The sequence below is a fragment of the Propionivibrio dicarboxylicus genome (genome assembly GCF_900099695.1).
GTDB lineage: Bacteria > Pseudomonadota > Gammaproteobacteria > Burkholderiales > Rhodocyclaceae > Propionivibrio > Propionivibrio dicarboxylicus.
Genome location: NZ_FNCY01000001.1, coordinates 681,168 through 705,674 on the forward strand (window position 1 = coordinate 681,168; position 24,507 = coordinate 705,674).

Annotated in this window: 19 protein-coding genes; 7 read left to right on the forward strand and 12 right to left on the reverse strand. The window is 61.7% G+C overall.

Features of this window, described 5'->3' with window-relative positions; all coding sequences use genetic code 11:
- The first annotated feature begins 173 nt into the window (after positions 1-173).
- Entirely contained in the window at positions 174-365 is a 192-nt protein-coding gene (locus tag BLR25_RS03335) for a 4Fe-4S binding protein (RefSeq protein ID WP_091933314.1), read from the forward strand.
- A gap of 195 nt (positions 366-560) precedes the next feature.
- Here BLR25_RS03335 and BLR25_RS03340 read toward each other — a convergent pair whose 3' ends face one another.
- From BLR25_RS03340 to BLR25_RS03390, 11 genes are all read right to left on the reverse strand, one after another.
- Positions 561-3,404, reverse strand: a complete 2,844-nt coding sequence (locus tag BLR25_RS03340) for a sulfide/dihydroorotate dehydrogenase-like FAD/NAD-binding protein (protein WP_091933318.1) — start codon at positions 3,402-3,404, stop codon at positions 561-563.
- Positions 3,401-8,389: a 2-oxoacid:acceptor oxidoreductase family protein gene (locus BLR25_RS03345; protein ID WP_091933321.1), complete on the reverse strand. Its 4,989-nt coding sequence runs from the start codon at positions 8,387-8,389 to the stop codon at positions 3,401-3,403. The genes BLR25_RS03340 and BLR25_RS03345 overlap by 4 nt, the downstream gene beginning before the upstream one ends.
- Positions 8,390-8,879: 490 nt before the next feature.
- On the reverse strand, positions 8,880-9,215 hold the full coding sequence (locus tag BLR25_RS03350; RefSeq protein ID WP_091933325.1) for a hypothetical protein: 336 nt from the start codon (positions 9,213-9,215) through the stop codon (positions 8,880-8,882).
- A 2-nt stretch (positions 9,216-9,217) separates the two neighbouring features.
- Entirely contained in the window at positions 9,218-10,807 is a 1,590-nt protein-coding gene (locus BLR25_RS03355) for a hypothetical protein (RefSeq protein ID WP_091933328.1), read from the reverse strand.
- A gap of 20 nt (positions 10,808-10,827) precedes the next feature.
- Entirely contained in the window at positions 10,828-11,289 is a 462-nt protein-coding gene (locus tag BLR25_RS03360; RefSeq protein WP_176785731.1) for a type III secretion system chaperone, read from the reverse strand.
- 429 nt (positions 11,290-11,718) lie between these two features.
- Entirely contained in the window at positions 11,719-13,341 is a 1,623-nt protein-coding gene (locus BLR25_RS03365) for an NAD(P)-binding protein (RefSeq protein ID WP_091933334.1), read from the reverse strand.
- Positions 13,341-14,357 carry a thiamine pyrophosphate-dependent enzyme gene (locus BLR25_RS03370; RefSeq protein WP_091933338.1) on the reverse strand — a complete coding sequence of 339 codons (1,017 nt, stop codon included), beginning with the start codon at positions 14,355-14,357 and terminating at the stop codon, positions 13,341-13,343. The genes BLR25_RS03365 and BLR25_RS03370 overlap by 1 nt, the downstream gene beginning before the upstream one ends.
- Before the next feature lie 10 nt (positions 14,358-14,367).
- Positions 14,368-15,621 carry a transketolase C-terminal domain-containing protein gene (locus BLR25_RS03375; protein ID WP_091933342.1) on the reverse strand — a complete coding sequence of 418 codons (1,254 nt, stop codon included), beginning with the start codon at positions 15,619-15,621 and terminating at the stop codon, positions 14,368-14,370.
- Positions 15,614-16,207 carry a 2-oxoacid:acceptor oxidoreductase family protein gene (locus tag BLR25_RS03380; RefSeq protein WP_091933346.1) on the reverse strand — a complete coding sequence of 198 codons (594 nt, stop codon included), beginning with the start codon at positions 16,205-16,207 and terminating at the stop codon, positions 15,614-15,616. The genes BLR25_RS03375 and BLR25_RS03380 overlap by 8 nt, the downstream gene beginning before the upstream one ends.
- Before the next feature lie 251 nt (positions 16,208-16,458).
- On the reverse strand, positions 16,459-17,595 hold the full coding sequence (locus tag BLR25_RS03385; protein ID WP_091933349.1) for a PilT/PilU family type 4a pilus ATPase: 1,137 nt from the start codon (positions 17,593-17,595) through the stop codon (positions 16,459-16,461).
- 24 nt (positions 17,596-17,619) lie between these two features.
- Positions 17,620-18,666, reverse strand: coding sequence for a type IV pilus twitching motility protein PilT (locus BLR25_RS03390; protein WP_091933354.1), 1,047 nt, complete (start codon positions 18,664-18,666; stop codon positions 17,620-17,622).
- A gap of 63 nt (positions 18,667-18,729) precedes the next feature.
- Between BLR25_RS03390 and BLR25_RS03395 the strand changes: the two genes are divergently transcribed.
- The 6 genes from BLR25_RS03395 to BLR25_RS03420 all read left to right on the forward strand — a co-directional run bounded on the left by BLR25_RS03395 (position 18,730) and on the right by BLR25_RS03420 (position 22,652).
- Positions 18,730-19,419: a YggS family pyridoxal phosphate-dependent enzyme gene (locus BLR25_RS03395; protein ID WP_091933358.1), complete on the forward strand. Its 690-nt coding sequence runs from the start codon at positions 18,730-18,732 to the stop codon at positions 19,417-19,419.
- On the forward strand, positions 19,416-20,228 hold the full coding sequence (gene proC, locus BLR25_RS03400; protein WP_091933361.1) for a pyrroline-5-carboxylate reductase: 813 nt from the start codon (positions 19,416-19,418) through the stop codon (positions 20,226-20,228). The genes BLR25_RS03395 and proC overlap by 4 nt, the downstream gene beginning before the upstream one ends.
- A gap of 47 nt (positions 20,229-20,275) precedes the next feature.
- Positions 20,276-20,821, forward strand: coding sequence for a YggT family protein (locus BLR25_RS03405; RefSeq protein WP_091933364.1), 546 nt, complete (start codon positions 20,276-20,278; stop codon positions 20,819-20,821).
- 10 nt (positions 20,822-20,831) lie between these two features.
- The gene (locus BLR25_RS03410; protein ID WP_091933368.1) at positions 20,832-21,122 is read left to right on the forward strand and encodes a DUF167 domain-containing protein; all 291 of its coding nucleotides are present in this window, start codon (positions 20,832-20,834) and stop codon (positions 21,120-21,122) included.
- Between the two features lie 10 nt (positions 21,123-21,132).
- Positions 21,133-21,882, forward strand: a complete 750-nt coding sequence (locus tag BLR25_RS03415; RefSeq protein WP_091933371.1) for a sulfite exporter TauE/SafE family protein — start codon at positions 21,133-21,135, stop codon at positions 21,880-21,882.
- A 149-nt stretch (positions 21,883-22,031) separates the two neighbouring features.
- Positions 22,032-22,652 carry a TetR family transcriptional regulator gene (locus BLR25_RS03420; protein ID WP_091933375.1) on the forward strand — a complete coding sequence of 207 codons (621 nt, stop codon included), beginning with the start codon at positions 22,032-22,034 and terminating at the stop codon, positions 22,650-22,652.
- Between the two features lie 75 nt (positions 22,653-22,727).
- Here BLR25_RS03420 and BLR25_RS03425 read toward each other — a convergent pair whose 3' ends face one another.
- Entirely contained in the window at positions 22,728-24,353 is a 1,626-nt protein-coding gene (locus BLR25_RS03425; RefSeq protein WP_091933380.1) for a methyl-accepting chemotaxis protein, read from the reverse strand.
- Between the last annotated feature and the right edge of the window lie 154 nt (positions 24,354-24,507).

The following is a 24,507-nucleotide window of genomic DNA, read 5'->3' on the forward strand; positions in this document are numbered from 1 at the left end:
CTATCATGCGCGATTCGCGTGTCCGGCGAATGCGTCGCGTGACACACGCGAGCGCGGGGAAACGGCGATGTTGCGATCACTGTCGTGATGCTTGTCGTGATTGCGAGTATGATTTTTTAATTGGACGGTGATTTGCCCGCCGGGCGCAACCGCCACACTTCGAGGAGAAACTCATGGCCTTCAAAATTGAACTGGACCTTTGCAACGCCTGTGGCGCCTGCGAATCCGAATGCCCGAACCGGGCGATCAGCCACGCCGGCAAGGAATACAAGATCGATCCGGACAAGTGCACGCAGTGCGACGGCGTCTATGACAGCCCGATGTGCGCACAACTGTGCAACGTCGACGCCTGCGTCCCGGCTTAATACGAACGTCTGGGAGGGCGTTGGCGCGTTGTCAGTAGGGGAGTGCTGAAAAATCGCTGAAAAACGTTGAAACAGCGTTGGAAGAGCGCCAAAAAAGGCGCCAAAAAAACCGCTGAACAACGGATAGAACAGAAGCACAGCACGCAATAAAAAAGGGCGACCGCAGGGTCGCCCTTTTTGTTGGCCTAAACCCGGTCAGGCAAACCCGTGCTTGACCTTGCTCGCCTGTTCCTGCGGCTTGAAGAGGCCGAAGCGCGGCAGGAACTTGTCCCAATCGATGATGTGGCTGTCGATTTCCGGGCCGTCGACGCAGGCGTGCTTGCGCACCATCCTGCCGTCGAGGTTGACCGGCACCATGCAGGCGCCGCACATCCCGGTGGCATCGACCATGATCGAGTTGAGACTGGCGACGGTCTTGACGCCGTACGGCTTGGTCAGGTCGCTGACCGCGCGCATCATCAGCGGCGGACCGATGGTGACCACTTCGGCGATGTCGCGGCCCTTGCTCTTCTTGCCGTTCTTGAGCATTTCCTCGAGCGGCGTGGTGACGAAGCCGTGGATGCCGAAGCTGCCGTCGTTACTGCAGTAGATGACGTCGAGCAGGTCGCCGAATTCGGCCTTGAGCTTGCCGACACGCTCGTTTTCCGCGATCCAGAACAGCAGGCTGGAACTGCGGAACCCTGAGATCAGCGTGACGTGGTTACCGAGGCGCAGATGCTCGCGCGCGATCGGATAGACCGGCGGCAGACCGACACCGCCCGCCGTGAACACCACCGTCTGCTTCTTCGGATCGTAGTGATGCAGCTCGCTCGGCAGGCCGAGCGGGCCGGCGATGCCGGCGAAGGATTCGCCGATCTTCATCTTGTTGATACCGAGGCTGGTAGTGCCCATGCCCTGGACGACGAGGCAGATGGTGCCTTCCTTTTCATCCCAGTCGGCGAGCGTCAGCGGAATCAGTTCGCCGTCGGGCCAGGCCAGCACACGCACGAACTGGCCAGCGCGGGCCGACTTGGCAATCATCGGCGCCTTGACGATGAACTCGACGATGCCGCCGGCGAGGTCGATCTTGTCGACGATCGTTTGCGGCGTCGCGCCGAGTTCGGTGTAGGCCTTGGCCTGCTCGACCATGCCGGCGATCTCGGCCGCCGACATATTGATCTCGCCGACGATCTCGCGCGCCGCCGCCTGGCCGTCGCCGGCCGCGCGGATCGCGGTTGAACCGCCGCGGGCCGCGTCGCCACCCGAGTAGATACCGTTGAGCGAGGTCTGCATCGAGCCCTTGGTGCCGAGTTCGATCGAGCCGCCGCGCGTCGTCTTGAGGCTCGGTTCCGAGTCGCGGATGATCGGGTTCGGATCGTTGCCGAGCGCCATGATGACGAGATCGGCCTTCACCGTCTCCTTCTCGCCGGTCGGCGCCGGGCTGCGGCGTCCGGACGCGTCCGGCTCGCCAAGGGCGATGACTTCGAGAGTCGTTGCCATGACGAAGTGCGTCTTGTCGTCGCCGATGAACTCGCAGGGCGAGCGCAGCACCTTGAGCTGGATGCCTTCTTCGAGTGCGTGGTGCAGTTCCTCGACGCGCGCCGGCATTTCGCTGCGGGTGCGGCGATAAACGATGGTGACGTTGCCGCCGAGGCGCCGTGCCGTGCGTGCCGCGTCCATCGCGGTGTTGCCGCCGCCGATGATGAGGACTTCCTTGCCGCGCGTTTCGGGCAAGGGGGTTTCATAGTCCTCGCGCAGGCCCTGCATCAGGTTCACGCGGGTCAGGAACTCGTTCGCCGACATCACGTTGAGCAGATGCTCGCCGGGGATGTTCATGAAGCGCGGCAGACCGGCGCCGGAGCCGACGAAGATGCGCCAGAAACCGGCGTTCTTGAGGTCCTGCAGCGTTGCCGTCTTGCCGACGACGAAATTCTGCACGAACTTGCCGCCGAGCAGCTTGATCTTGGCGACGACGTCGTCGATCAGCGAGTTGGGCAGGCGGAACTCGGGAATGCCATAGCGCAACACGCCGCCGAGCGCGTGGAAAGCCTCGAACACCGTCACCGGGTAGCCTTCAGCCGCCAGCAGGTAGGCGTTGATGAGGCCGGCCGGGCCGGAGCCGACGATGGCGATCGGCGGCTTGACGGCCTGTTCCCACGGGTTGGGCACGCCGGCGAAACGCTCGGCGACGCCGTCCGGATTGACGACCTTCTCGCGCTGTGGCAGGAACCACTCGAGCTGGCCGATCTCGATCGGCTGCTTGGTGTGCGCGCAAACGCCCTGGCACTGCAGTTCCTGCGGACAGACGCGGCCGGTGACGTTGGGCAGCGGATTGCAGCTCTCGATCAGCTCCATCGCCTCGCGGAAACGGCCGTTGCCCATCAGGTTGAGAACCTGCGGGATGTGGATCTTGACCGGGCAGCCGCCCTTCGGATCGGCCTTGCCGGCCACATGCAGGCCGATTTCGCAGGGACGCTCCTCGCACTGCTTGTCGCGCAGCACTTCGAGCCAGACGAGCATGTCGACTTCACGGGCGGTGAGGCCGGTGTTCATGTAGCCGAGGTAGCCCTGATTGACGAGTTCGAAGTCGGTCGAACGTTCTTCCGGCGAGCGGATGTACGGCGGGATGAAGCTGTCCGCCGGCCAGCCGTTCGACAGCCCCTTGAACATCGGGTAACGGTCGGACAGGTGCTGGTCGAGCGCCTTGACGAACTTGCGCTTGAGGCCCAGTGGCACATTCCAGACGAAGCGCATCAGCACCTTGCTGATGTCATCGTCGCGCAGCAGGAACTCCCAGAAGGTGTTGATGAAACTTTCGGAAAGCTCGGGCTGCTGGAATTCCCAGACGATGGCGTTGGCGCCGTCGGCGATGAACATCTCGCGGAAGGCCTGCGGCTCCTGGAGCAGCCGGCGCTTCAGGAGTTCCATCTGGTTATGGAAGGCATTCACCGCGTCGGACTGTTCCAGGGCTTCGATCTGCGACCGCGTACTCTCCAGCGATTCGCTGGCGTTGAGGTAGCGGTACAGATCGTCCTGCGGGTTGGGTGTTGCTTGACTCATCGAATGATCTCCGCATCGCAATTGGCCGAGACGCGCTTGATGCGAGCCTTCAGCTCAGGGGTGACTTCCACGCGCTCGAGCGCGCCGGGGATGATCCGCGCCACTTCGCGGGACTCGCCGTTGACCACCATCACGGTCTTCTCGAAGATTTCCGAGAGGTCCTGATAGCAGGTCTTGCAGTTCGTGCACTTGCTCGAGTCTTCCATCGTCACGATCGCCGTGGCGACGGCGGTGGCGGCGCCGGCTGCCGCAGGCGCAGCGGCCGGGGCAGCGCCTGCCGGCGCGATCGGGATGACGACGCCATTGCCGACCTGGGCCTTGCTCGAGGCGGCCAGCTCGGACATCGCGCGGGCGATGCCGTCGAGCGACGCGTCACGTTGCTTGAGCGATTCCTGCACCTGCGACTGCAGCGCGGCGATGCCCTTCTTGTACTCGTCGCTCATCTTCGAGACGTGCTGGCCATCGAGGTACTGCAGCAGTTGCCAGTGCTTGCGGCGTTCCTCGACGAGCGCGACGATCGACGCCGAAACGCCGTACTTGACGAGTTTCTTCTTGCCGTCGGTGGCGAAGACGAAGGGCACCTTGCCCTTGCGCTGCGCTTCCGGCAGATCGATGAACTGCTCGACCGGCATCTGGTTGTCGGCATCGGCTTTCAGCTTGCGGAACTGCTTCTTGAAACGGATTTCCGTCAGCGCAAAGCTCGCCGGCGTCAGCGGCACGGTCATCAGCTTGAGCTCGCCTTTGTCGTCGAGGTATTCGAGCGTCTGCTTGCTCCAGGTTGCCTTCGGTTCCGGGTTGCCTTCGAGCGAGAACCAGTCGTGCAGCGTCTTGCCGCGGCGCGGGTCGTGCACGAAGACCGGGTTCATCCGGCTCTTGACGGCGAGGGCCGCCTGCTGCGCCGAGACGTTGTCGGCGACGCCGTGCTCGCCCTGGCAGGGCGTATAGACGTCGAGCACTGCCGGCGAGTCGGTATAGGTCAGGAATTCCATCGTGTTCTTGAGGAAGTGTCCCTGCAATGCCGTGCTCGTCGAGCAGACGAAGACGTTCGAGTGGAACGAGGCGATCAGGCCGAGTTCCTTGCGCGCTTCGTACTTGCCGCTGTGCGCCGCGCCGAAGCGGGCGAGGTCGGAGTCCTGGCCGATGAAGCTCGAGGTCGAGGCTTGTCCGCCGGTGTTCGAGTAGGCGCCAGTGTTGAGCACGACGACCTTGATCGGCGTGTTGCTCGCCAGGATGCGCGAGAAGGCGCCGAAGCCGATGTCGTAGGTGGCGCCGTCGCCGCCGACGGTGATGATCGTCGGCAACAGGGCCAGCTCTTCCTTCGTGAACTTGTCCGAGCTCAGCAGACGCATTTCGGCGTCATGCTGTTCCGGCACGTAGGCGTCGGCCAGTTCGAGCTTGGCCGTGCGCAGCGCGCGGATGTCGGTCAGCGCCTGCGCGGCGATGCCCTCGAAGATGCCCTTGGCGAGCGGCTGGGCGTCCTGGAACAGGCTGTTCACCCAGGGATCGTTGTAGGCGTTGAACGGGAAGGTCGAGGCGTAAACGCTGCTACACCCCGTCGAGTTGGCGATGATCGCGCCAGCCGGGCCGTTGCCGGTCGGGCCGCCTTCATAGAGGTACAGACGCTTCTCGAGCGCCTTGAGCGCCGTGTCGATGCGCTGGCTGCGCGCGGCGTCCTTCTTGCCGAGCGAGGCGAGTTTCGCTTCCAGCGCCGCCACCGTTTCTTCGAGTTCGGCGATGTGGGCTTCCTTGCGCTTGTCGGTGATCGCATGGTTGGTCGCCATCACCTGACGGATCGCGGTGACTTCGCCGCAGCCGCGGCAGCCGCCGTGACCGCCAGTCGTCGAATAGTAATTGCTGCGATCGAGCAGCAGGCGCTTGGCTTCGCCGCCTTCGAGCGCGGTGTCGAAGAAGCGCACCGGCGTGTTTGGCGTCTTGCTCATGAATTCGAAGCGGGTCTGCAGCATTTCAAGCAGCGCCGGTTCCTGTTCCTGCGCGCTCAGGGCGCCCGGGCCGCAGACTTCGACGCATTCGAGACAGCCCGTGCACTTCCACGGGTCGATCGTGCTGGCGAAGAGACCGCCGGTGCCCGGCGTCGCCTTTTCCATCGCGTCGAAGAAGGGCCGCGTCTTCGAAACCGGGTAGACGGCGAGCACGTCGACGAGCTTGGTGAAGTTGGCGAGCAGCGTGGCTTGCTTGGTCGGCAGCTTGCCGGCGACTTCCGCGACGACTTCGTGGAACGCCCGCTCTTCCTTCGTCTGGCGATAGGTTTCGCGGATGCCCTCGGTCATCGGGATGATCTGCGCGCGCATGGCTTCGCGCTGTGCTTCGGTGACGTCAAGCTGGGCGATGCCGGTGGCGAGCAGTTCGTGGATGTCATGAACCGTGTTCGGGATCGCGGCGTCCGGACAAACCAGCGTGCACTCCATGCAGCCGGTACACACCTCGGCGTTGAAGACCGGTACGGTGCGGCGGAACAGACCCTTGTCCTTGGCGCCAGCGCTGCCGGCCGGCATGAACAGGCCCGTGCCGGGCAGGACCGGCGCTTCGCCGATGGTGCCTTCCTTGAACGGCGTGGCAATCATGTCGCTGAAATACTCGCGATCGAACAGGCCGCAGGTCGAGGACCCCGACGATTGGCACATCGACGACGAGAGCGAGACATTGCGCAGGACGATCGGCGCCGGCTTGGCGTCGATCTTGGTGAAGGCGGCGGCATTGTAGTCGACGCGCTGCGTGGCCTGGATGCCTTCCTCGATCACTTGCATGTTGCCGGCGACGACGGCGTCGCCCTTGGAGCCGAACTTCTTCTGGATCTGCTTGCGCACTTTTTCCAGAATCGCCTTCTGCGAGGCACCACCGGCGACTTGCTTGACGTGTCCGGCGACCGCGCCGATGAAGGCAATGCCCATCATGCGGGTGGCGAGTTCCGGCGTCGGCGCGTTGCGCTTGGCGACGGCGAAGGCGTCGATGATGAAGAAGTTGATCTTCTTCTCGCGGATCGTCTTGCGGAATTGCGCCGGCAGTTCGGCCCAGACCTGCTCGGGCGTACCCGACGACTGCAGGATGAAGGTGCCGCCATCGGCCAGACCCTTGAGCGGGTTGGTGTGCACGAAGGAGCGGTGGTCCGGCGAGATCACGACTTCAACGTCTTCGAGCTCGGCGTTGGTGATCTTGATCGGCTGGGGACTCAGCGTGATGTAGTAATTGGTCGGGGCGCCGCTCTTTTCCGAGCCGTACTTCGGCGCCGATTTCGACTGCATGTCGAGGGCGCCGGCGAGGATGTCGGTGAGCAGCTTGCCGGAGGCGATCGTGCCGTAGCCGCCGACCGAGTGGAAACGGATGCGGAAGGCCGAATCGGGCAGCAGGCGCGGATTCGGCTCGGCTTCGAGCGCCATCATTTCGGTTTCCGGATACGCGGCCTTCATGCGCTTCTGCAGTTCGGCGAGGCGCGGATTCGAGGTCTTCGAGAAGAACTGCGAGCCGAGGTAGACGAGCGGCGCGCTCTTGCCGGTTTCCATCGCCTTGAACGCGGCGATCAGATGACGCGGCTGCAGATCGTGGCCACCGAGGCCGAAGATGGCCGTGGTCAGGCGCGGAATGGCCTTGATTGCCGGGATGTCGGCGTGACGGACGGTCTTCGCTTCGCCGTTTTCACGGGCCTTGAACAGCGCTTGGGTGACCAGTGTGGTCAGCGCGGTCTGGTCGGAACGTTCGAGCACCGTGACTGCCTTCTTGCCGGCCAGCGCGGCGACGACTTCGGCTTCCGGGAAGGGTTGCAGCAGCTTGATGGCGACGAGGCCGACTTTCTTGCCCTTGCTGCGCAGGTAATCGACGACGGCTTCGACGTCGTCGCAGACCGAGCCGAGGCCGACCATGACGATTTCGGCGTCATCGCACATATAAGTATGCACCGGCGAATAATGACGGCCGGTCAGCGTCGAGTATTCGGCCATTGCCTGGCGGACGAGCGCCGGGACTTCGCTGACGAAGTGGGTACGGTGGTCGGCAGCGCCGGCCTGGAAGTCGGGCTGGTTCTGCACCGCGCCGGTGAGGCCCGGATTGTTGACGTCGACGAGCGCCGGAACGAGCTGGCGGGTACCTTTTTCAAGAGCGTTGACCCATTGGCGCTTCCACTGACCGTGGAGTTCTTCGGGCAGCCAGCCGAGCGTCTTGGCGACGAGCTCGCCGGCGTTGTCCTTTTCGACCTTGGCGGCGTTGCTGTCGAGGTACTTCTTCAGCGCGGCGAGGTTGTCGGCGGTGATGTCGGCCTCATGGCGCGACAGGTACTGGTTGAGCTGGAAGACGCGTCCCTTGGCGCCGAACAGCACTTCCTGGGCGACGGTCGGCGCCTTGATGCGGCCTTCCGGGTCGCCGAGGTATTCCTTCAGCAATTCCGGTTCGGGCAGATACGACTCGCTCATCATGTGGCTGGTGGCGAAGCCGTCCATGGCGTTGGCGACCGGGATCAGCGACAGCGCCGAGCTGCGGTAGGAAATCGCTGCGAGGTCGGCGGCTTCCTGTGGGTTCGAGCCGAACAGGATCGTGTAGCCTGAGGAGAGCAGGGCATAGACGTCGTCGTGACCGGCCATGACGTTGAGCGAATGCTTCGAGACGACGCGGGCGGCGACCTGCAGCACGAAGCCGCCGACCTTCTTGCCGACGGTGACGTAGTGCGATTCGAGCGCGTAGAGAATGCCCTGGCTCGACGAGGCGTTGGAGATGTACTGGCCGCCCGTCAGTTGCGCGCCAAGCGCGCCGCTCTGGGCCGAGTGTTCGCCTTCCGGCTCAAAAAAGAAAGGATGCTTGCCCCAGACATTGACGCCGCCTTCCGCACGGAAGGCTTCGTAAATTTCCGAGATCTCCGTCGATGGTGTAATCGGGTAGCCGATCACGCCGCCGCAGACCTGGCCCATGACGTGGGCGACTGCGCCGTTACCGTTGATGACGGTGGGAATGCCTGGATATTTCGCTTTCTTGGCTTTCATATTGAGAATTCCGAAAGGATGATGAGAAATTCAGCCCGCCGCCTGACTTGGCGGTTGGCTTGCTACAAATCGATGAAAGGATCCGGAAATGCCGTCTGGGCGCGAGAAATACGAGGGCGTGGCAATCGGCGACACGTTTTTCGCCATTGCCAGAAGGTGGCCGTTGTGGCCGTTATGGTGCAGTCCCCTCTGCGTTCCCATAGATCTCCCCTTGGAGAGTTTGATCGAGATTCCCTTTTCTATCCGCAGCTTAGTGTTATATCGGAATAGAAAATTGACACCCCAGAACGAACTATTCTAGCAACAAAATTTTGCAAATTATGAAATGCAATACCAAAAAAAATATTCCCAGACGAATCAGTTGTTTAGGTTTTTGTCGGCAATGCGGAGGTGACGGCGGCGACGGGGCGAGGGGAATGTGACGAAAAAAGAGCCGGGTATGCGCCAAGCTCGATGACCGGAAAAACTGCTGTTTGCCGATGGCGGAGGGTCAGGTGTTTTCGGCGCCTTCCCCCTGCATGACGCAGCGGAAGCCATAACGGCATGACAAGGTATCGGCGACCGCCGCCGCATAGAGTGGGGCGCCGGGGCTGATCTTGTCGATTTCCATCACAAGATGGCCGTCGTTGCTGATCGACTCGCTGCGCAGGTCAAGGGATCGGGCGGTGCGAACCACATTGACGGCGTTGCCGAGACGGAGGGTCGAAGGAGCGTCGGCGCTGGCGCTCAAGCGGATTGCGCCAGCGCCTGCAATCACGATTTCTCCGATCTGTGCTGCGTTGGCGAGATCGGCAATTTCAAAAATTGCGAAGCGAGTCATCGTCATGGTTATTCTCCCGAGTCATTTACTTGTTCTGTCTCTCCCGATTCGCTTTTTTGTTCTGTCGTGTCTTGCTGGGCGAAAAGTTCGCGCATCCTGGACTCGGTGTAGTCGCCGATTTGATAGGCGTGCTGTTCAATTACATTTTGTTTATATGCGAACAGTGCTGTCTCTTCCGAAAAACCGAGATTCTCAAAAAAACTCGGCAGTTGGTAGCAAGCTGTGCCGAATTCGAAGATCTTCACCCGAAGGTGGCGTGGGTCATCACGATTCATTTGGAATGTGTTCTTCAGCCAAATCAATTCGTGCTGATAACAGTGCGTCAATTCATGAAGGATGCTATTGCAAGCGGAGCAGAAGTCTCCGGTGAGTACTTTTTCCTTGTTGAAATTGATTGAATCGAAATAGGGATGAATAACGCTGGGGCGGGTAAAAGCCCTGGGGGGGCAATCGGCGGCGTCGAGGAATGCGACCGACGGTTTGTGCTGCATCAGAATGAATTTGTCGGCGTACAGATCAACGAGGCGTTGGCAGACCTCCATGCGTTCTTTCTGGTTCTTATCGTCCCAACGGGCGTAGGCGTCGCGAAAGAACGCGTCTTTGCTGGCTGCCTTAATGAATGATTCCAGTGCCCTAACCTCTTCGAGCGGCGCCAATTCGTCCAGGCCAAAACCTTGGCTGATCCAGATGTATAAGCGCCACATGGTCTTTTGTTCGGCGAAGTTTTCCTCGGCCCACTTTGGCTTGGCAGAATGTCCTAGAATCCAATTGTCATGGGTAAGACGGAGCTGACTAAAGCGATTTATCAGTGTGCCCAGCATGGTTAGTCTTTGTTCGACGGTCATGCATCGCAATTGATCTCGGGAAAATATTCTGTATTTTTCATTGGTTTTGGGGTCTTTCCCGGTATGGCCAAGTATCGAGGCGAACCTGATCCACATAGCCTTTTGATCACGAGTGCACGACCCAAACGAGTCGGGAAGTTCAGACATTTTGCTAAGCAGTATGGCAAAGAGTTCGGGTCGATCCTCCTCTTTAACCAGGTCTTTCAGCGCCTTGCTCTGGTCCACGTAGTCATCGATGAGCTCTTGTGCCACGCGTTCAAGCAGCTTCGTTTTCTCGGCTTCCTTATGCTCGGCGGGCAGTTTGCGTTTGGCTATTTGCTCATACTGGGGGAGTTGAGGGAATTCTTCGACGCCTTTGGCCGCCTCGAATGCTAGTGGCAAATTGTGGCCGCACTTTTCGTACAGGTTCTTGGCGCTCGTTCCCAGTTCGTGCAAGCGCAGGAGATTTTTTACGGTGATCTGGGTGGGCTCCCGGCCGAACACGTCGTGGAGAACTTGCTGCGCTTTGTCGGGGAGCGTATTGAACTCGGCCGCGAGGCTGTCGCGCACCCGCTCAATGGCATATTCACGGTGCAACTTCCGGCTGACCACGGAGGGGTGGGCCCCTCGTTCCTCCTTAACGTACAAATCCTTGCCTCTTGAGCGCAGTTCCCGTGTGTCATTGACCTTGCCATCATCGTCAGGCTTGACGCCAAGTTGATCGACGATGTCGCTTAAGGTGAGAGTTCTTGCATCTGCGATAGTGTTGGGCATTCGCCATCCCTCCAGATCAATTAACACCGGATGATTCCAGCCATGGTGATTACTTGCTCGGCAGCCTCTCTTGCGCTCGTCTTGCCACTCAGGATGGCCCGCCAGGTTTCAATGACCGTCCGAAGGTTTCGCAGCGCGGCGCACAGGCGCGAGATTTCCAGTCGAGCAACGGGCATTTCGAGCATGAGGACGAGGCGACCGGGTACGCCGTCGAGCGCGGCGCGAACTCCGCCGTGCTCCGTCCAGAGGTAGTTGTAGCGCAGGAGAGCTACGCAAGTGTTCTCGCGCTCTTGCGGCAGCTCGGAAAGATCGCCGGTAATCATCAAGCGTTCGCCTTTCGGGTCGTATTCGATATCCATGTGGATATCGGTATCGAATACGAGATGCCAGGAAGCGTCCTCGGAAAACTCGGTGATCTGCGCCAGATCAAGGAGAGGGCCGATCTCGGTCATAAGATCGCGGAGGGTCTGTTGGGATGACATGGGAAAGATCTCCGTGGCCATCGTGCGATGGCTTTTCTTATGGAGATTCAAATCGCCTTGGTAACATCCGGAAAAGGACGGTTCCAATGCATCTCGGCAAAGGGGGGCGATCAGCGACGAAGGCGGTTGTCGCGAACCGAGGCTCTGGCGTTGCGGCGACCCGGTTCTTGCCTCGGAGTGTTTTCGCGCACGCACCCGAAGGAATTGACGGACTTCTCCCTCAATTGCACTGACAAAAAATCTTCCGGTGGCTGCAACCGAAATCTGCCGAGTCTATCCTGTCACCGGAATATCACCCGTGGATTCGTGTCGCGATTACAGTGGCAGTGAGTGTCGCTGGCATCCGGGCATCCGGCCCGTTGCGTCGGCGAAAAAAAAGCAGGGCGCGAAGCCCTGCTTTTTCTGAAGCGCACAACGAAGCGTTGCCGATCAGATGTTTTCCGGCACCATGTTGATGGCGCCGCAAGGACACTCGGCGACGCAGAGACCGCAGCCCTTGCAGTAGTCGTAGTTGAACTGGAAGCGCTTGCCGGGGCCGAGCTTGATGACGGCGTTGTCCGGGCAGACGCCGTAGCAGTTGTCGCACTCGAAGCAGTTGCCGCAGGAGAGGCAGCGGCGCGCTTCGAACAGCGCGTTGGTCTCGTCGAGACCGCCCTGGACTTCGTCGAAGGTCGATTGGCGACGGATCACGTCGAGCATCGGACGGACGGTCTTCGGCGCGTCGGAGTAATACCAGGTGTTGAGCCGCTCGAAGGTGGCGATCTGGTGTTTTTCCGGGGCGGCGTAGGTCGTTCCGCGCAGCCAGGCGTCGATGTTGCGGGCCGCCTTCTTGCCGTGGCCGACGGCGACGGTGACGTTGCGATCGGTCGGCACCATGTCGCCACCGGCGAACAGGCCGGCATGGCCGGTCATCATGTTGGCATCGACCTTGACGACGCCGTCATTGAGTTCGATGTCCGGCACGCCCTTGAGCGCGCCGAGGTCGACGTTCTGGCCGAGCGCCAGCACCACCGAGTCGACTTCCAGCGTCTCGTACTCACCGGTCGGGTGGAGCGAGCCGCGGCTGTCGGCCTGAACCTTCTCGATGACGATGCCCTTGGGATCGGTCTGCTTGATCGTCGACAGGCACTTGATGGTCACGCCTTCCTGCAGCGCTTCCTCGATTTCGAAGGCGTGCGCCGGCATCTTGTCCTGCGTGCGGCGGTAGATGATGATCGGTTCGGCACCAAGACGACGGACCGTACGCGCGACGTCGATCGCGGTGTTGCCGCCGCCATAGACGGCGATGCGGCGGCCGAGCGGGATCTTCTCGCCGTTTTCCAGGCCGCGCAGTACCGAAATCGCGTCGAAAACGCGCGGGCCTTCGCCGTCGGAGATGGCCGTGCGCTTGCCGATGTGGGCGCCGACGGCGAGGAACGCGGCGTCATAGCTGCCTTCCTTCATCGTGTCGAGGACGTTCTCGATCTTCGTGTCGAGGACGACGCGCACCCCCATGTTAACGATGCGCTGCATCTCGGCGTCGAGCACTTCGCGCGGCAGGCGGTACTTCGGAATGCCATAGCGCATCATGCCGCCGACCAGCGGGCCGGCTTCGACGACGGTGACCTGATGGCCGAGGCGACGCAGGTGGTAGGCCGCCGACATGCCGGAAGGACCGGCGCCGATGACCAGCACGTGCTTGCCCGATTCCGCTGCGGGGCGATCGAACTGCCACTTCTGCTTGATCGCCTCGTCGCCGAGGAAGCGCTCGACCGAGTTGATACCGACGGCTGCGTCGAGTTTGCCGCGGTTACAGGCGCCTTCACAGGTGTGGTAGCAGACGCGGCCCATGATCGCCGGGAACGGGTTGTGGGTCGTCAGGTGACGCCAGGCGGCCTCGTAGTTGCCGGATTCGGCGTGGAACAGCCAGCCCTGGATGTCTTCGCCGGCCGGGCACTGGTTGTTGCAGGGCGGGAGACGGTCAACGTAGACAGGACGTTCCGTCCGCCACGATCCAGTGTGGTTGGCGAGCGAGGAACCGGGATCGAGGGTGATTGCAAAAGGCTTGTTCATCAGTTCGCCTCCTTGTCGAGCAGCGAGTATCTGCGGATGTTGCGGTCCGCGAGCGCCTGCAGGCGGACGATGGTTTCATAGGCCGGCTTCTTGCCGAACAGGTGGGCGTAGCGCTTTTGCGGCCGCAGGTACTCCTCGACCGGCAGCGGTTCGCGAATCTTGGCCGAGCCGGTGATTTCGCCGTACTGTGCTTCGAAGACCGGGAACAAACCGGTTTCCTTGGCCAGGCGCGAGAGCTTGATGGTGTCGCCGGAAGGCGATCCCCAACCGAGCGGGCAGGGCACCAGGATGTGGATGTAACGGGCGCCGCGGAAGGTCATCGCCTTCTTGACCTTGTGTTCGAGGTCACGCAGGTCGGCAACGGTGGCGGTCGCGACGTAGGGGATTTCGTGCGCCATCGCGATCGAGGGCACAAACTTGCCCTGGCCGAACGGGTTGCCGGGTTCGGCGCCGACCGGCATCGTCGTCGCCGTGCGCGCGGCCGGCGGCGTCGCCGAGCTGCGCTGAACGCCGGTGTTCATGTAGCCACCGTTGTCGTAGCAGATGTAGAGCACGTCGTCGTTACGCTCGAACATGCCGGAGAGGCAGCCGAAGCCGATGTCGGTGGTGCCGCCGTCACCGCCCTGGGCGACGACGCGCACGTCTTCCTTGGTCTCGCCCTTCAGGCGCTTGACCTTGATCGCCGCGGCGATGCCGGTGGCGACGGCGGCGGCATTGCCGAACAGCGAGTGGATCCAGGGAACCTGCCACGAGGTTTCCGGGTAGGGCGTCGAGAAGACCTCAAGACAGCCGGTAGCGTTGGCGGCGATCAGCTGGTTGTTGGTCGCGTGCATCGCCGCGTCGATGGCGTAGCGGGCGCCGAGCGCCTCGCCGCAGCCCTGGCAGGCGCGGTGGCCGGAGTTGAGCGAGTTGGTCCGCTCCATGTTGGCCTGCACGCTGCGCTGATCGGGTTCGAGCAGGCGGTTGCCGACGGTAAAGGTGCCGGTCTGGTAAAACTTGACGGGTTGAAAGCTCATGAACGACTCCTCAACTGTGTTGGGCAACATGGTCGCCCACGTCGCGCAGGATGTTTTCGGCGGTCGGGCCGGAACGGCGCTTGGCGCGTTCGCGCGCCAGCTGCTTGTTGACGATGGCCCAGTCGAGATCGAGGAAGGTCAGTGCAGGCAGTTCGTCGAACGTGGCCTTGTTGAAGACTTCGCGGAGCGACTTGCGCGTGATCGGGCGGCCGCCGAGACCGGCGACGACGGTGTAGTCACGGATGGCGATGCCGTCCATGGCCGTGCGGATGTCGGTGGCCAGGATGCCGCCGATGCCGACGGCAAAGGTCTTCTCGACGACGACGACGCGCTTGGCGTTCTTCAGCGCGGCGCGCACGGCCTCGAGCGGGAACGGACGGAAGGAGATGACGCCGAGCACGCCGATCTTGACGCCGGCATCGCGCATCTCATCAATGGTGTCCTTGATCGTGCCGAGCACGGAGCCCATGGCGACGACGACGGTGTCGGCGTCCTCGAGACAATAGCCGCGCACCAGACCGCCCGAGTCGCGCTGGAAGCCTGCCTTGAACTCGGCGGCGATTTCCGGGATCAGTTCGAGCGCCTGCATCTGCTTTTGGTGCTCAAGATAGCGGACTTCGGTGAACGCTTCGGGACCGACCATCGCGCCGATCGAGACCGGATCGTTGGGGTCGAGCACCTGGCGCGGTTCGTACTTGGGCAGGAAGGCGTCGACCTGCTCCTTGCTCGGGATATCGACGCGCTCGTAGGCGTGGGTCAGGATGAAACCGTCCATGCAGACCATCACCGGCAGCGACAGCTCTTCGGCCAGTTTGAAGGCCTGGATGTGCAGGTCGACGGCTTCCTGGTTGGTTTCGGCGAACAGCTGGATCCAGCCGCTGTCGCGTTGCGAGATCGAGTCGGAGTGGTCGTTCCAGATGTTGATCGGGGCGCCGATCGCGCGGTTGGCGACGGTCATCACGATCGGCAGGCCGAGGCCCGATGCGTTATAGACGGCTTCGACCATGAACAGCAGGCCCTGCGCGGCGGTTGCCGTGTAGGTACGGGCGCCGGCAGCGGAGGAGCCGATGGCCACGCTCATCGCGGCGAATTCGGATTCGACGTTGATGAATTCACATTCCGGCAGTTCGCCACCCTTGACCATCTCGCCAAGCCCTTCGACGATGTGGGTCTGCGGCGAGATCGGATAGGCGCAGATGACTTCCGGACGGCACAGCGCGATCGCTTCGGCGACGGCCTGCGAGCCTTCCATTTGCTTAAGCATGGGCAACCTCCTTGCGGGTGCTTTCGACATGGGCACGGACGATCTCGAAGGCTTCGGTCGCGGCGGCGACGTTGCCCTGGGCGACCTTGCCCGAGAATTTGACGTTGATGGCGTTGCACACCGATTCGAGTTTGATCTTGCCCGACAGCGCGGCAAAACCCGCCAGCAGCGGCACGTTCGGCACCGGGCGTCCAACGTGCTTGAGCGCGAGGTCGGTGGCCGGCAGAATGCACAGGCGGTCGGCCGACCAGGTGCTCACCAGTTCGGCGAGGCCCAGTTCGGCAAAGCTGTTCTTGGTGTTGATGAGGACGAAACCGTTGTGCTTGAGACCGGCGAAAACGTCGATCTGGCTCAGCAGCGTCGGGTCCTGGATGATCAGTGCATCCGGTTGCATGATCGGTTCGCGCAGCCGGATTTCCTTGTCGTCGATGCGGCAGTAGGCCACGACCGGCGCCCCGGTCCGCTCGGAGCCGAAGCTTGGAAATGCTTGCGCGTGATGGTTTTCTTCAAATGCGGCGATCGACAGCATCTCCGCCGCCGTCACCACGCCTTGGCCTCCCCGGCCATGAATGCGTACTTCGAACATAAACGCTCTCCGCTTCTGGGGTTTGGGAGTTTTTGTCAGACCGCATGGCGTTTGTCAGGCCTCTTGGTGCAATATCGGAATAACAAAATGCACTCCTGGAATTAGCGATTGTACAAAAATTTTGCGCATTGTGAAAGTCAATTTCGTTTATTGAATTTCTGTATAAAAAAAGCCGCGGAGGCGGCTTTTTCGGAATTCCTGATTTTTCGCGTTAGGGCTTGCGGCGCCGGGGATGGCGCCGATTCATGGCCTTACATGACTTCCAGATGGTCGAGACCGGCGCTGACATCGCGATCTTTCGATTCTTTGCCGTGCAGCTTGATCTGCAGGCGCAGGTCGTTGACCGAATCGGCGTTGCGCAAGGCATCTTCGTAGCTGATCTTGCCGCCCTCATAGAGATCGAACAAGGCCTGGTCGAAGGTCTGCATGCCGAGTTCGCGCGATTTCTTCATGATTTCCTTGATCTCGTGCACCTCGCCCTTGAAGATCAGGTCCGATACCAGCGGCGAGTTGAGCAGGATTTCGATCGCCGCGGCACGGCCCTTGCCTTCCTTGAGCGGGATCAGGCGCTGCGAGATGACGGCGCGCAGGTTGAGCGAGAGATCCATCAGAAGTTGCGGGCGACGCTCTTCCGGGAAGAAGTTCACGATCCGGTCGATTGCCTGGTTGGTGCTGTTGGCATGCAGCGTGGCGAGACAAAGGTGGCCGGTCTCGGCGAAGGCGACTGCATAGTCCATCGTTTCGCGGTCGCGGATTTCGCCGACCAGGATGACGTCGGGCGCCTGGCGCAGCGTGTTCTTGAGCGCAGCCGACCACGACTCCGTGTCGACGCCGACTTCGCGCTGGGTGATGACGCAGCTCCGGTGGTCGTGCACGTATTCGACCGGGTCCTCGATGGTGATGATGTGCCCGAACGAATTTTCGTTGCGATAGCCGATCATCGCTGCCAGCGAGGTCGATTTGCCCGATCCGGTGCCGCCGACGAGCAACACCAGTCCGCGCTTGGTCATGACGACATCCTTGAGCACGGGCGGCAGGTTGAGGTCCTCGAAACGCGGGATCGTCGTATTGATGGTGCGGCAGATGACGCCGACACGCCCTTGCTGGACGAAGGCGTTGACGCGGAAACGTCCGATGTCGGCCGGCGAAATGGCGAAGTTGCACTCGCGCGTGGCTTCGAATTCGGCCGCTTGCCGGTCGTTCATGATCGAGCGCGCGAGTTCGGAGGTGTGCTGCGCCGTGAGGATCTGGTTCGAGACCGGCGTCATTTTGCCGTCGATCTTGATGGCCGGCGGGAAGTTGGCGGTGACGAAGAGGTCGGAGCCTTTTTTCTGCACCATCAGGCGCAGCAACTCCTGCATGAATCGAAGGGCTTGATCGCGTTCCATGGCGGGCTTTCTTTATCTGGCGTGTCAGGCACCCGGGAAGGCGTCCTTGTTGGCGGCCTTGCTGCGCGCTTCCGAGGCGGTCACGATGTTGCGGCGGACGAGGTCCTGCAGGTTCTGGTCGAGCGTCTGCATGCCGACCTGTGCGCCGGTCTGGATCGCCGAGTACATCTGTGCGACCTTGGCTTCGCGGATCAGGTTGCGGATCGCCGGCGTGCCGATCATGATTTCGTGCGCGGCGACGCGGCCGCTGCCGTCCTTGGTCTTGAGCAGGGTCTGTGAGATGACGGCGCGCAGGGATTCCGACAGCATCGCCCGGACCATTTCCTTTTCGGCGGCAGGAAAGACGTCGACGATACGGTCGATCGTCTTGGCCGCGCTCGAGGTGTGCAGCGTGCCGAATACCAGGTGGCCGGTTTCGGCGCCGCTCAATGCCAGGCGAATGGTTTCGAGGTCGCGCATTTCGCCGACGAGAATGACATCGGGGTCCTCGCGCAGGGCCGAGCGCAGCGCGTTCGAGAACGAATGCGTATGCGGTCCGACTTCGCGCTGGTTGATCAGGCACTTCTTCGACTCGTGCACGAATTCGATCGGGTCCTCGATCGTGAGGATGTGGCCCTGTTCGTTTTCGTTGATGTGGTTCACCATTGCCGCCAGCGTCGTCGATTTGCCCGACCCGGTCGGACCAGTGACGAGTACGATGCCGCGTGGATATTCGGAAATGTCCTTGAAAATCTTCGGCGCGTTGAGGTCCTCGAGCGAGAGCACCTTTGAGGGAATCGTGCGCAGCACCGCCGACGCGCCGCGCTTCTGCACGAAGGCGTTGACGCGGAAGCGGGCGAGGTTGGGGATCTCGAAGGAGAAGTCGCATTCGAGGTTTTCCTCGTAGTGCTTGCGCTGTCCGTCGTTCATGATGTCATACACCATGGCGTGCACGTCCTTGTGTTCCATCGGCGGCAGATTGATGCGGCGCACATCGCCATGGACACGGATCATTGGAGGCAGGCCGGACGAAAGGTGCAGGTCGGAAGCCTTGTTCTTGACGCTGAAGGCCAGCAGTTCGGTGATGTCCATGGGGTCTCCCTCGGCGGTGTTCGGAGCGCGATGCTATACTCGCGGCATCTTTCGGCTCCGATTATGACGACTATTTCTGCCAACCTGCAAGCCGTTTGCGCCCGCATCGATGCGGCTGCGCGCCGTTTCGGGCGCGACCCGGCCGCGGTGACGCTGCTGGCCGTGAGCAAGACCTGGCCGGCGTCTTCGGTCGAGGCAGCCGCTGCGGCCGGACAGCGCTGCTTCGGCGAGAACTACGTGCAGGAAGGCGTGGCCAAGACCCAGGCGCTTGCGGCGCTGGGGCTCGAATGGCATTTCATCGGCCCGCTGCAGAGCAACAAGACGCGTCCGGTCGCCGAATCGTTTGCCTGGGTGCACTCGATCGATCGTCTGAAGATCGCGCAGCGCTTGTCGGAACAACGGCCCGAACACCTGCCGCCTTTGCAGGTGTGCCTGCAGGTCAATGTCAGCGGCGAGGCGAGCAAGAGCGGTGTCGCGCCGGACGAAGTGGCGGCCTTGGCCGCCGCGGTGATCGGTTTGCCCCGCTTGCAGTTGCGTGGATTGATGGCGATTCCGGAACCGATCGAGGATTTTGCCGCGCAGCGACGTGCATTTGCTTCGCTGCGCGAGACATTTGAACAGTTGCAACGCGGCGGAATGCCGCTCGATACGCTGTCGATGGGCATGTCGCACGACCTCGAGGCGGCGATCGCCGAAGGGGCGACGATGGTGCGTGTCGGAACCGCGATTTTTGGAGAGAGACAGAAACCATGAAAATCACCTTCCTCGGCGGCGGCAATATGGCCAATGCGTTGATCGGCGGCATGCTCGACAAAGGCGTCCCCGCCAGCGCGATCACGGTGATCGAGATCAACGAGCAGAACCACGAGCCCTTGCGGCAGCGCTTCGGCGTCAAGTGCGTGACGACGCCGACGGCAGAAGTGTTCAACTGCGACGTTTTGCTGCTGGCGGTCAAGCCGCAGCAATTGCGCGCTGCAGTCGAACCGTTTAGCGGCAAGTTGCGCGAGCAACTCGTCATCAGCATCGCCGCCGGTATTCGTCTGGGCGACCTGTCGCGCTGGCTCGGCGGCTATACGCGCCTGGTCCGAGCCATGCCGAATACGCCGGCCCTGATCGGCGCCGGCGTTACCGGTCTATTCGCGCTGCCCGGCGTTGCCGAGCCCGAGCGGCGCGGCGCGGAAAAAATCCTGCAGGCCGTCGGCACGACCCTATGGGTGGCTGACGAAGGCCAGATCGACGCGGTCACGGCAATCTCGGGCAGCGGTCCCGCCTATGCCTTCCTGCTGATCGAGGCGATGCAGCAGGCTGCTGCCGAACTCGGTTTCTCGCCCGAACAGGCGCGTCAACTGTCGATCGATACGGTGCTTGGCGCCGCCAAGCTGGCGCAGGGCTCGGAAGAGTCCGCAGCGATCCTGCGCGAGCGCGTCACGTCGAAGGGCGGCACGACCGAGGCGGCGCTGCGCGTCATGGCGGAGCACGGCGTACGCGAAGCGATTGCCGCCGGTGCGCTGGCGGCCGCAGCGCGTAGCCGCGAACTCGGCGAACAGTTCGGGCGCGACTGAGCGAGCGTGCCGGCGATCGATACCGTGTGTGCATTGGAGAGTGATTGATGTTGACGCGTGCTTTGCTTTTCCTGCTCGATTCCATCGGCGGATTTTTTGGCGGCGTATTGTTGCTCCGCTTCATGATGCAGGCGTTTCGCGTCTCCTTCTCCAATCCGCTGGGGGCGCTGGTCGTTCAGCTGAGTAACTGGATCGTCGCGCCCTTGCGGCGCATCCTGCCGGGATTCATGGGCTTCGACCTGGCGTCGCTGCTGCCCGCGTATGCGTTGCAGGCGCTGCTCCTGCTGGCCCGGGTCGCCCTGCTGGGCGGAATGCATATCGGTTTCGGCGCGCCGGAAATGCTCGTCGCATTCATTGCCGGGCAGGCCTTGCTCGCCACGCTGCGGCTGGGCGTTTACCTGATGATCGGCGCGCTGGTGCTGCAGGCGGTGTTGTCGTGGATCAACCCGTATTCGCCGTTTTCCCAGCCGGTGAATCAATTCACCCGGCCGCTGCTGGCGCCGTTGCAGCGCATCATTCCGCCGCTCGGCATGATCGATCTGTCGCCCTTGGCGGCGATTCTCCTGCTGCAGCTGATCCTGATTTTCCTGTGAGGCGCGTGCGGTGACCTGGTTGCAGGCACGCGGTGACGCGGTGACGCTGACGCTGCACATCCAACCGGCGGCACGCAAGACCGAAGTGGCCGGCCTGCACGGCGATGCGCTGAAAATCCGTTTGGCCGCACCGCCGGTGGACGGCAAGGCCAACGCGGCACTGCTCGAGTTCATTGCCGACCGCCTGGACCTGCCGCGCGCCGCCGTCAGCCTGAAGAGCGGACAGACCTCCCGGCGCAAGGTGGTCGAAGTCGCCGTCAATGAAGCCGTCGTGCGCGATCGGCTCTGGTCGGGCAGTTGAGGGCTCGTCGATGTTCTCTCCCGATTACCTGCTGTTGATCGTTGGTGCCGTCATCGCCGGTTTTGTGCAAGGCTTGTCGGGGTTCGCTTTCAGCATGGTGGCGGTGTCGATCTGGGTCTGGGGACTCGATCCCAAGCTCGTCTCGGTGATGGCCGTCTTCGGCTCGCTGACAGGCCAGCTGGTTGCCATGGTGTCGGTCCGGCGCGGGCTGCATCTGAAGGTCCTCGGGCCCTATCTCGCCGGCGGACTCGTCGGCATTCCGATTGGCGTGTTGCTCCTGCCGTCGCTCGATCCCAATGTCTTCAAACTGATCCTCGGCATCGTGCTCGTCGCCTGGTGTCCGACCATGCTGTTTTCCCGCAATCTGCCGCAGATTCGCTGGGGCGGTCGCCTTGCCGACGCGCTCTCGGGCATGGCCGGCGGCTTCATGGGCGGTCTCGGCGGTATCACGGGGGCCATCCCGACCTTGTGGACGACCCTGCGCGGACTTGAGAAAGACGAGCAGCGCGCGGTCATCCAGAACTTCAACCTGGCGACGCTGGCGGTGACCTTCGTCGCCTATCTATTCACCGGGGTGGTCAGCGCCGAGATGTGGCCGATGTTCCCTGTCGTGGCCTTGGCACTGTTTCTGCCGGCGCGCTTCGGTGTGCGCGTCTATGCGCGCATGAGCCAGGCGCGCTTCCGCCAGATCGTTCTACTCCTGCTGAGCTTTTCCGGCGTGGCCGTGTTGTGCGCGGCCTTGCCAAAATTGCTCGCCTGACAAAATCGCCGACGAACAGCGACGGATCGGCGTGGCGCTGCATGATATTTACATACATTCATGAGTGTATGTATTCGCCGTTTCGCGCTAGAATCGTGACTTGCGTACCTGGCATTGGTCTATGGGCGTCATGCAGGAGGATCATCATCATGGTCAGGAAAACCAAGGAGGAAGCGCAGGAAACCCGGAACGCGATTCTCGATGCGGCTGAACTCGTGTTCAAGGAACATGGCGTCAGTCGCACCTCGCTGGCGGAAATCGCGACGGCGGCCGGGGTGACGCGCGGTGCCGTGTATTGGCACTTCAAGAACAAGGCCGATCTGTTCGATGCCATGATCCAGCGGGTTTTCGACCCGTTCGAGACGAAGCTTGCCGAGTTGCGGGCCGACGACGACGCCAATCCGGTCGACCTCCTGCGCAAACTCGCATCGCATTTCTTCGAACGCATCGTCAATGATCCGCGCTATCTCCGCGTCATAGAGATCGTCTGGCATAAATGCGAGTATGTCGGGGAAATGGCGCGCAGTCGGGACAAGCATCTCGAATGCGGAAACCGTTATCTCGCGGTCAGTGAAGAAGCCTTCCGGTTGGCGCAGGCACGTGGCTATCTGCCCGCTTCGCTAGACCCGCATCTGGCAGCGATTGGTCTGATGGCGGCGGCCGACGGCCTCGTGGTCAACTGGACGCTCGATCCGCGGCTTTTCTCGTTGGCTGCCGACGGGCCGGTCATCATTGATCTGTATCTTGCGGGATTGCACACAACTCAATAGAAAAGGTCCCCGGTTAAACGCAGTCTGCATTTAACCGGGCCTGTCCTCACTGGCATTAAGCGTCGAAGGCCAACGTCAAGCGACCCGGTAGGCGCTGACGATGCGCTGCATATCCTTGGCCAGTCGGTCGAGCGTGTTCGCGGCTTCGGCACTGTTGGCTGCCGCTGCGCTGCTCTCTTCCGACATCTGGGCGATACGTTCGACCTGCGAGGCGATATTGTTGGTGGCGGCTCCCTGTTCGCGAATGGCTTCGGCAATTTCCTCGACCATGTCGATCGAGCACCGTGCCCCCTCGCCGATTTGCAGCATCGCTTGATTGGCCTCCTGAGCCTTGTCCACACCGGATTTTACTTTGGTGTTGACCGTCGTCATGCTGGCGACCGCGTCGCTTGCGCTGGTGCGCATGGTGTCGATGGTCTTGGCGATTTGCTGGGTCGAGGTGGCGGTGCGTTCGGCCAACTTGCGCACTTCGTCAGCGACGACCGCAAAGCCGCGGCCTTGCTCGCCGGCGCGGGCAGCTTCGATGGCAGCGTTGAGTGCGAGCAGATTCGTCTGTTCGGCGACGTCCCGGATGACCTGAAGGACGTTGGCGATCTGCTGGCTATTCGATTCGAGACTGTGAATGAGTTCTCCGGCTTCGCCGACCGTGCTGGCAATTTCGTGAATTTCCGTGCTGGTCTCTGCAATGACATGCTCGCCGCGCCCGGCGACCTCGCCCGATTCCTTGGCCAGGCGGCTGGTCTCGCCGGCCCGGTCGGCGACGTGATTGATGCTGACCGTGAGTTGCTCGACGGTTGCCGCCATGTCGGAGGCCGCTGCGGCTTGCTGCTGCGAGGCGGTGGCGACGTGACCGGAGGTGGTGTTCATTTCGTCGGCGGCCGCGGCGACTGAACGCGTGCTCTCGGCAATCGATCGGAGGCTCGTCTGTAACTTCTCGATCAGCCGGTTGAAAGCGTCGGCGGAGTGGCCGAGTTCGTCCATGCGCGTGATCGGGATACGCACCGTGAAATCGAGCGTGTCGTTGACCTGGTTCATCATGCCGCTCAGACGCCCCATGCGCGTGCGAATCTCGCGAATGATGAAGAAGCTGAGTCCGCCGACAACGGTGAGCGACAGGACGATCAGGCCGATGGCGACGAACTGGCCGCGCCGGTCGCTGGCTTCCGAGTCCTTGATGTAGTCTTCAGCCAGCTGGTTGTTGTATTTCTTGTGTGCCTCGATGGCTTCGCTGAGAACCGTCATGTTCTTGGTCGCCTTGGCGACGCCATCCCAAATGCCGGCGTCATCGAGGGCCCGAGATCGTTCGAGCGCCGGTTCGATCTCGACGAAATAGGTTTCGAAATAGCCCTTTTCCTTGTCCAGCATCGCCTTGTCCGTGGCATCGGAAACGAGATCCTTCTCGTAGCGTGCCAATCCTTGCCGGATCTTGTCCTTCAGCGCCTTGATCTGCGCATCGGAGGTTTGCTTCTTGGCGGCATCCTTGTTGAGGAAGTGGTAGAGCACCGATAGCCTCAAGCGCAGGAAATCCTGATTGATGGATTCAATGGTTTCGATGCTGGGCAGCGTATTCCGGTAAAGGTAGTCGATGCTGCCGCGGAGGTGATAGGCGACGTAGGCACCGGAGGCCGCCAGGACCAGCAGCGAGGTGATGGCAACGACGGCGAGAATTTGCAAACGTCTTGCGATACTGACATTCCCCATTTCGAAGGTCCTTTCCCGGTGAGTTTTTATAGGTGCTCAGCTGATGGAAAATTTTTATGTCATAGGCCGGCGGATGCCAATTACTTGACATCTGAATGAATGGTAGGCCAATTTGGCCGAAAGAGGGAGGGTTTGATTGAGCCCCGGGCGTTTG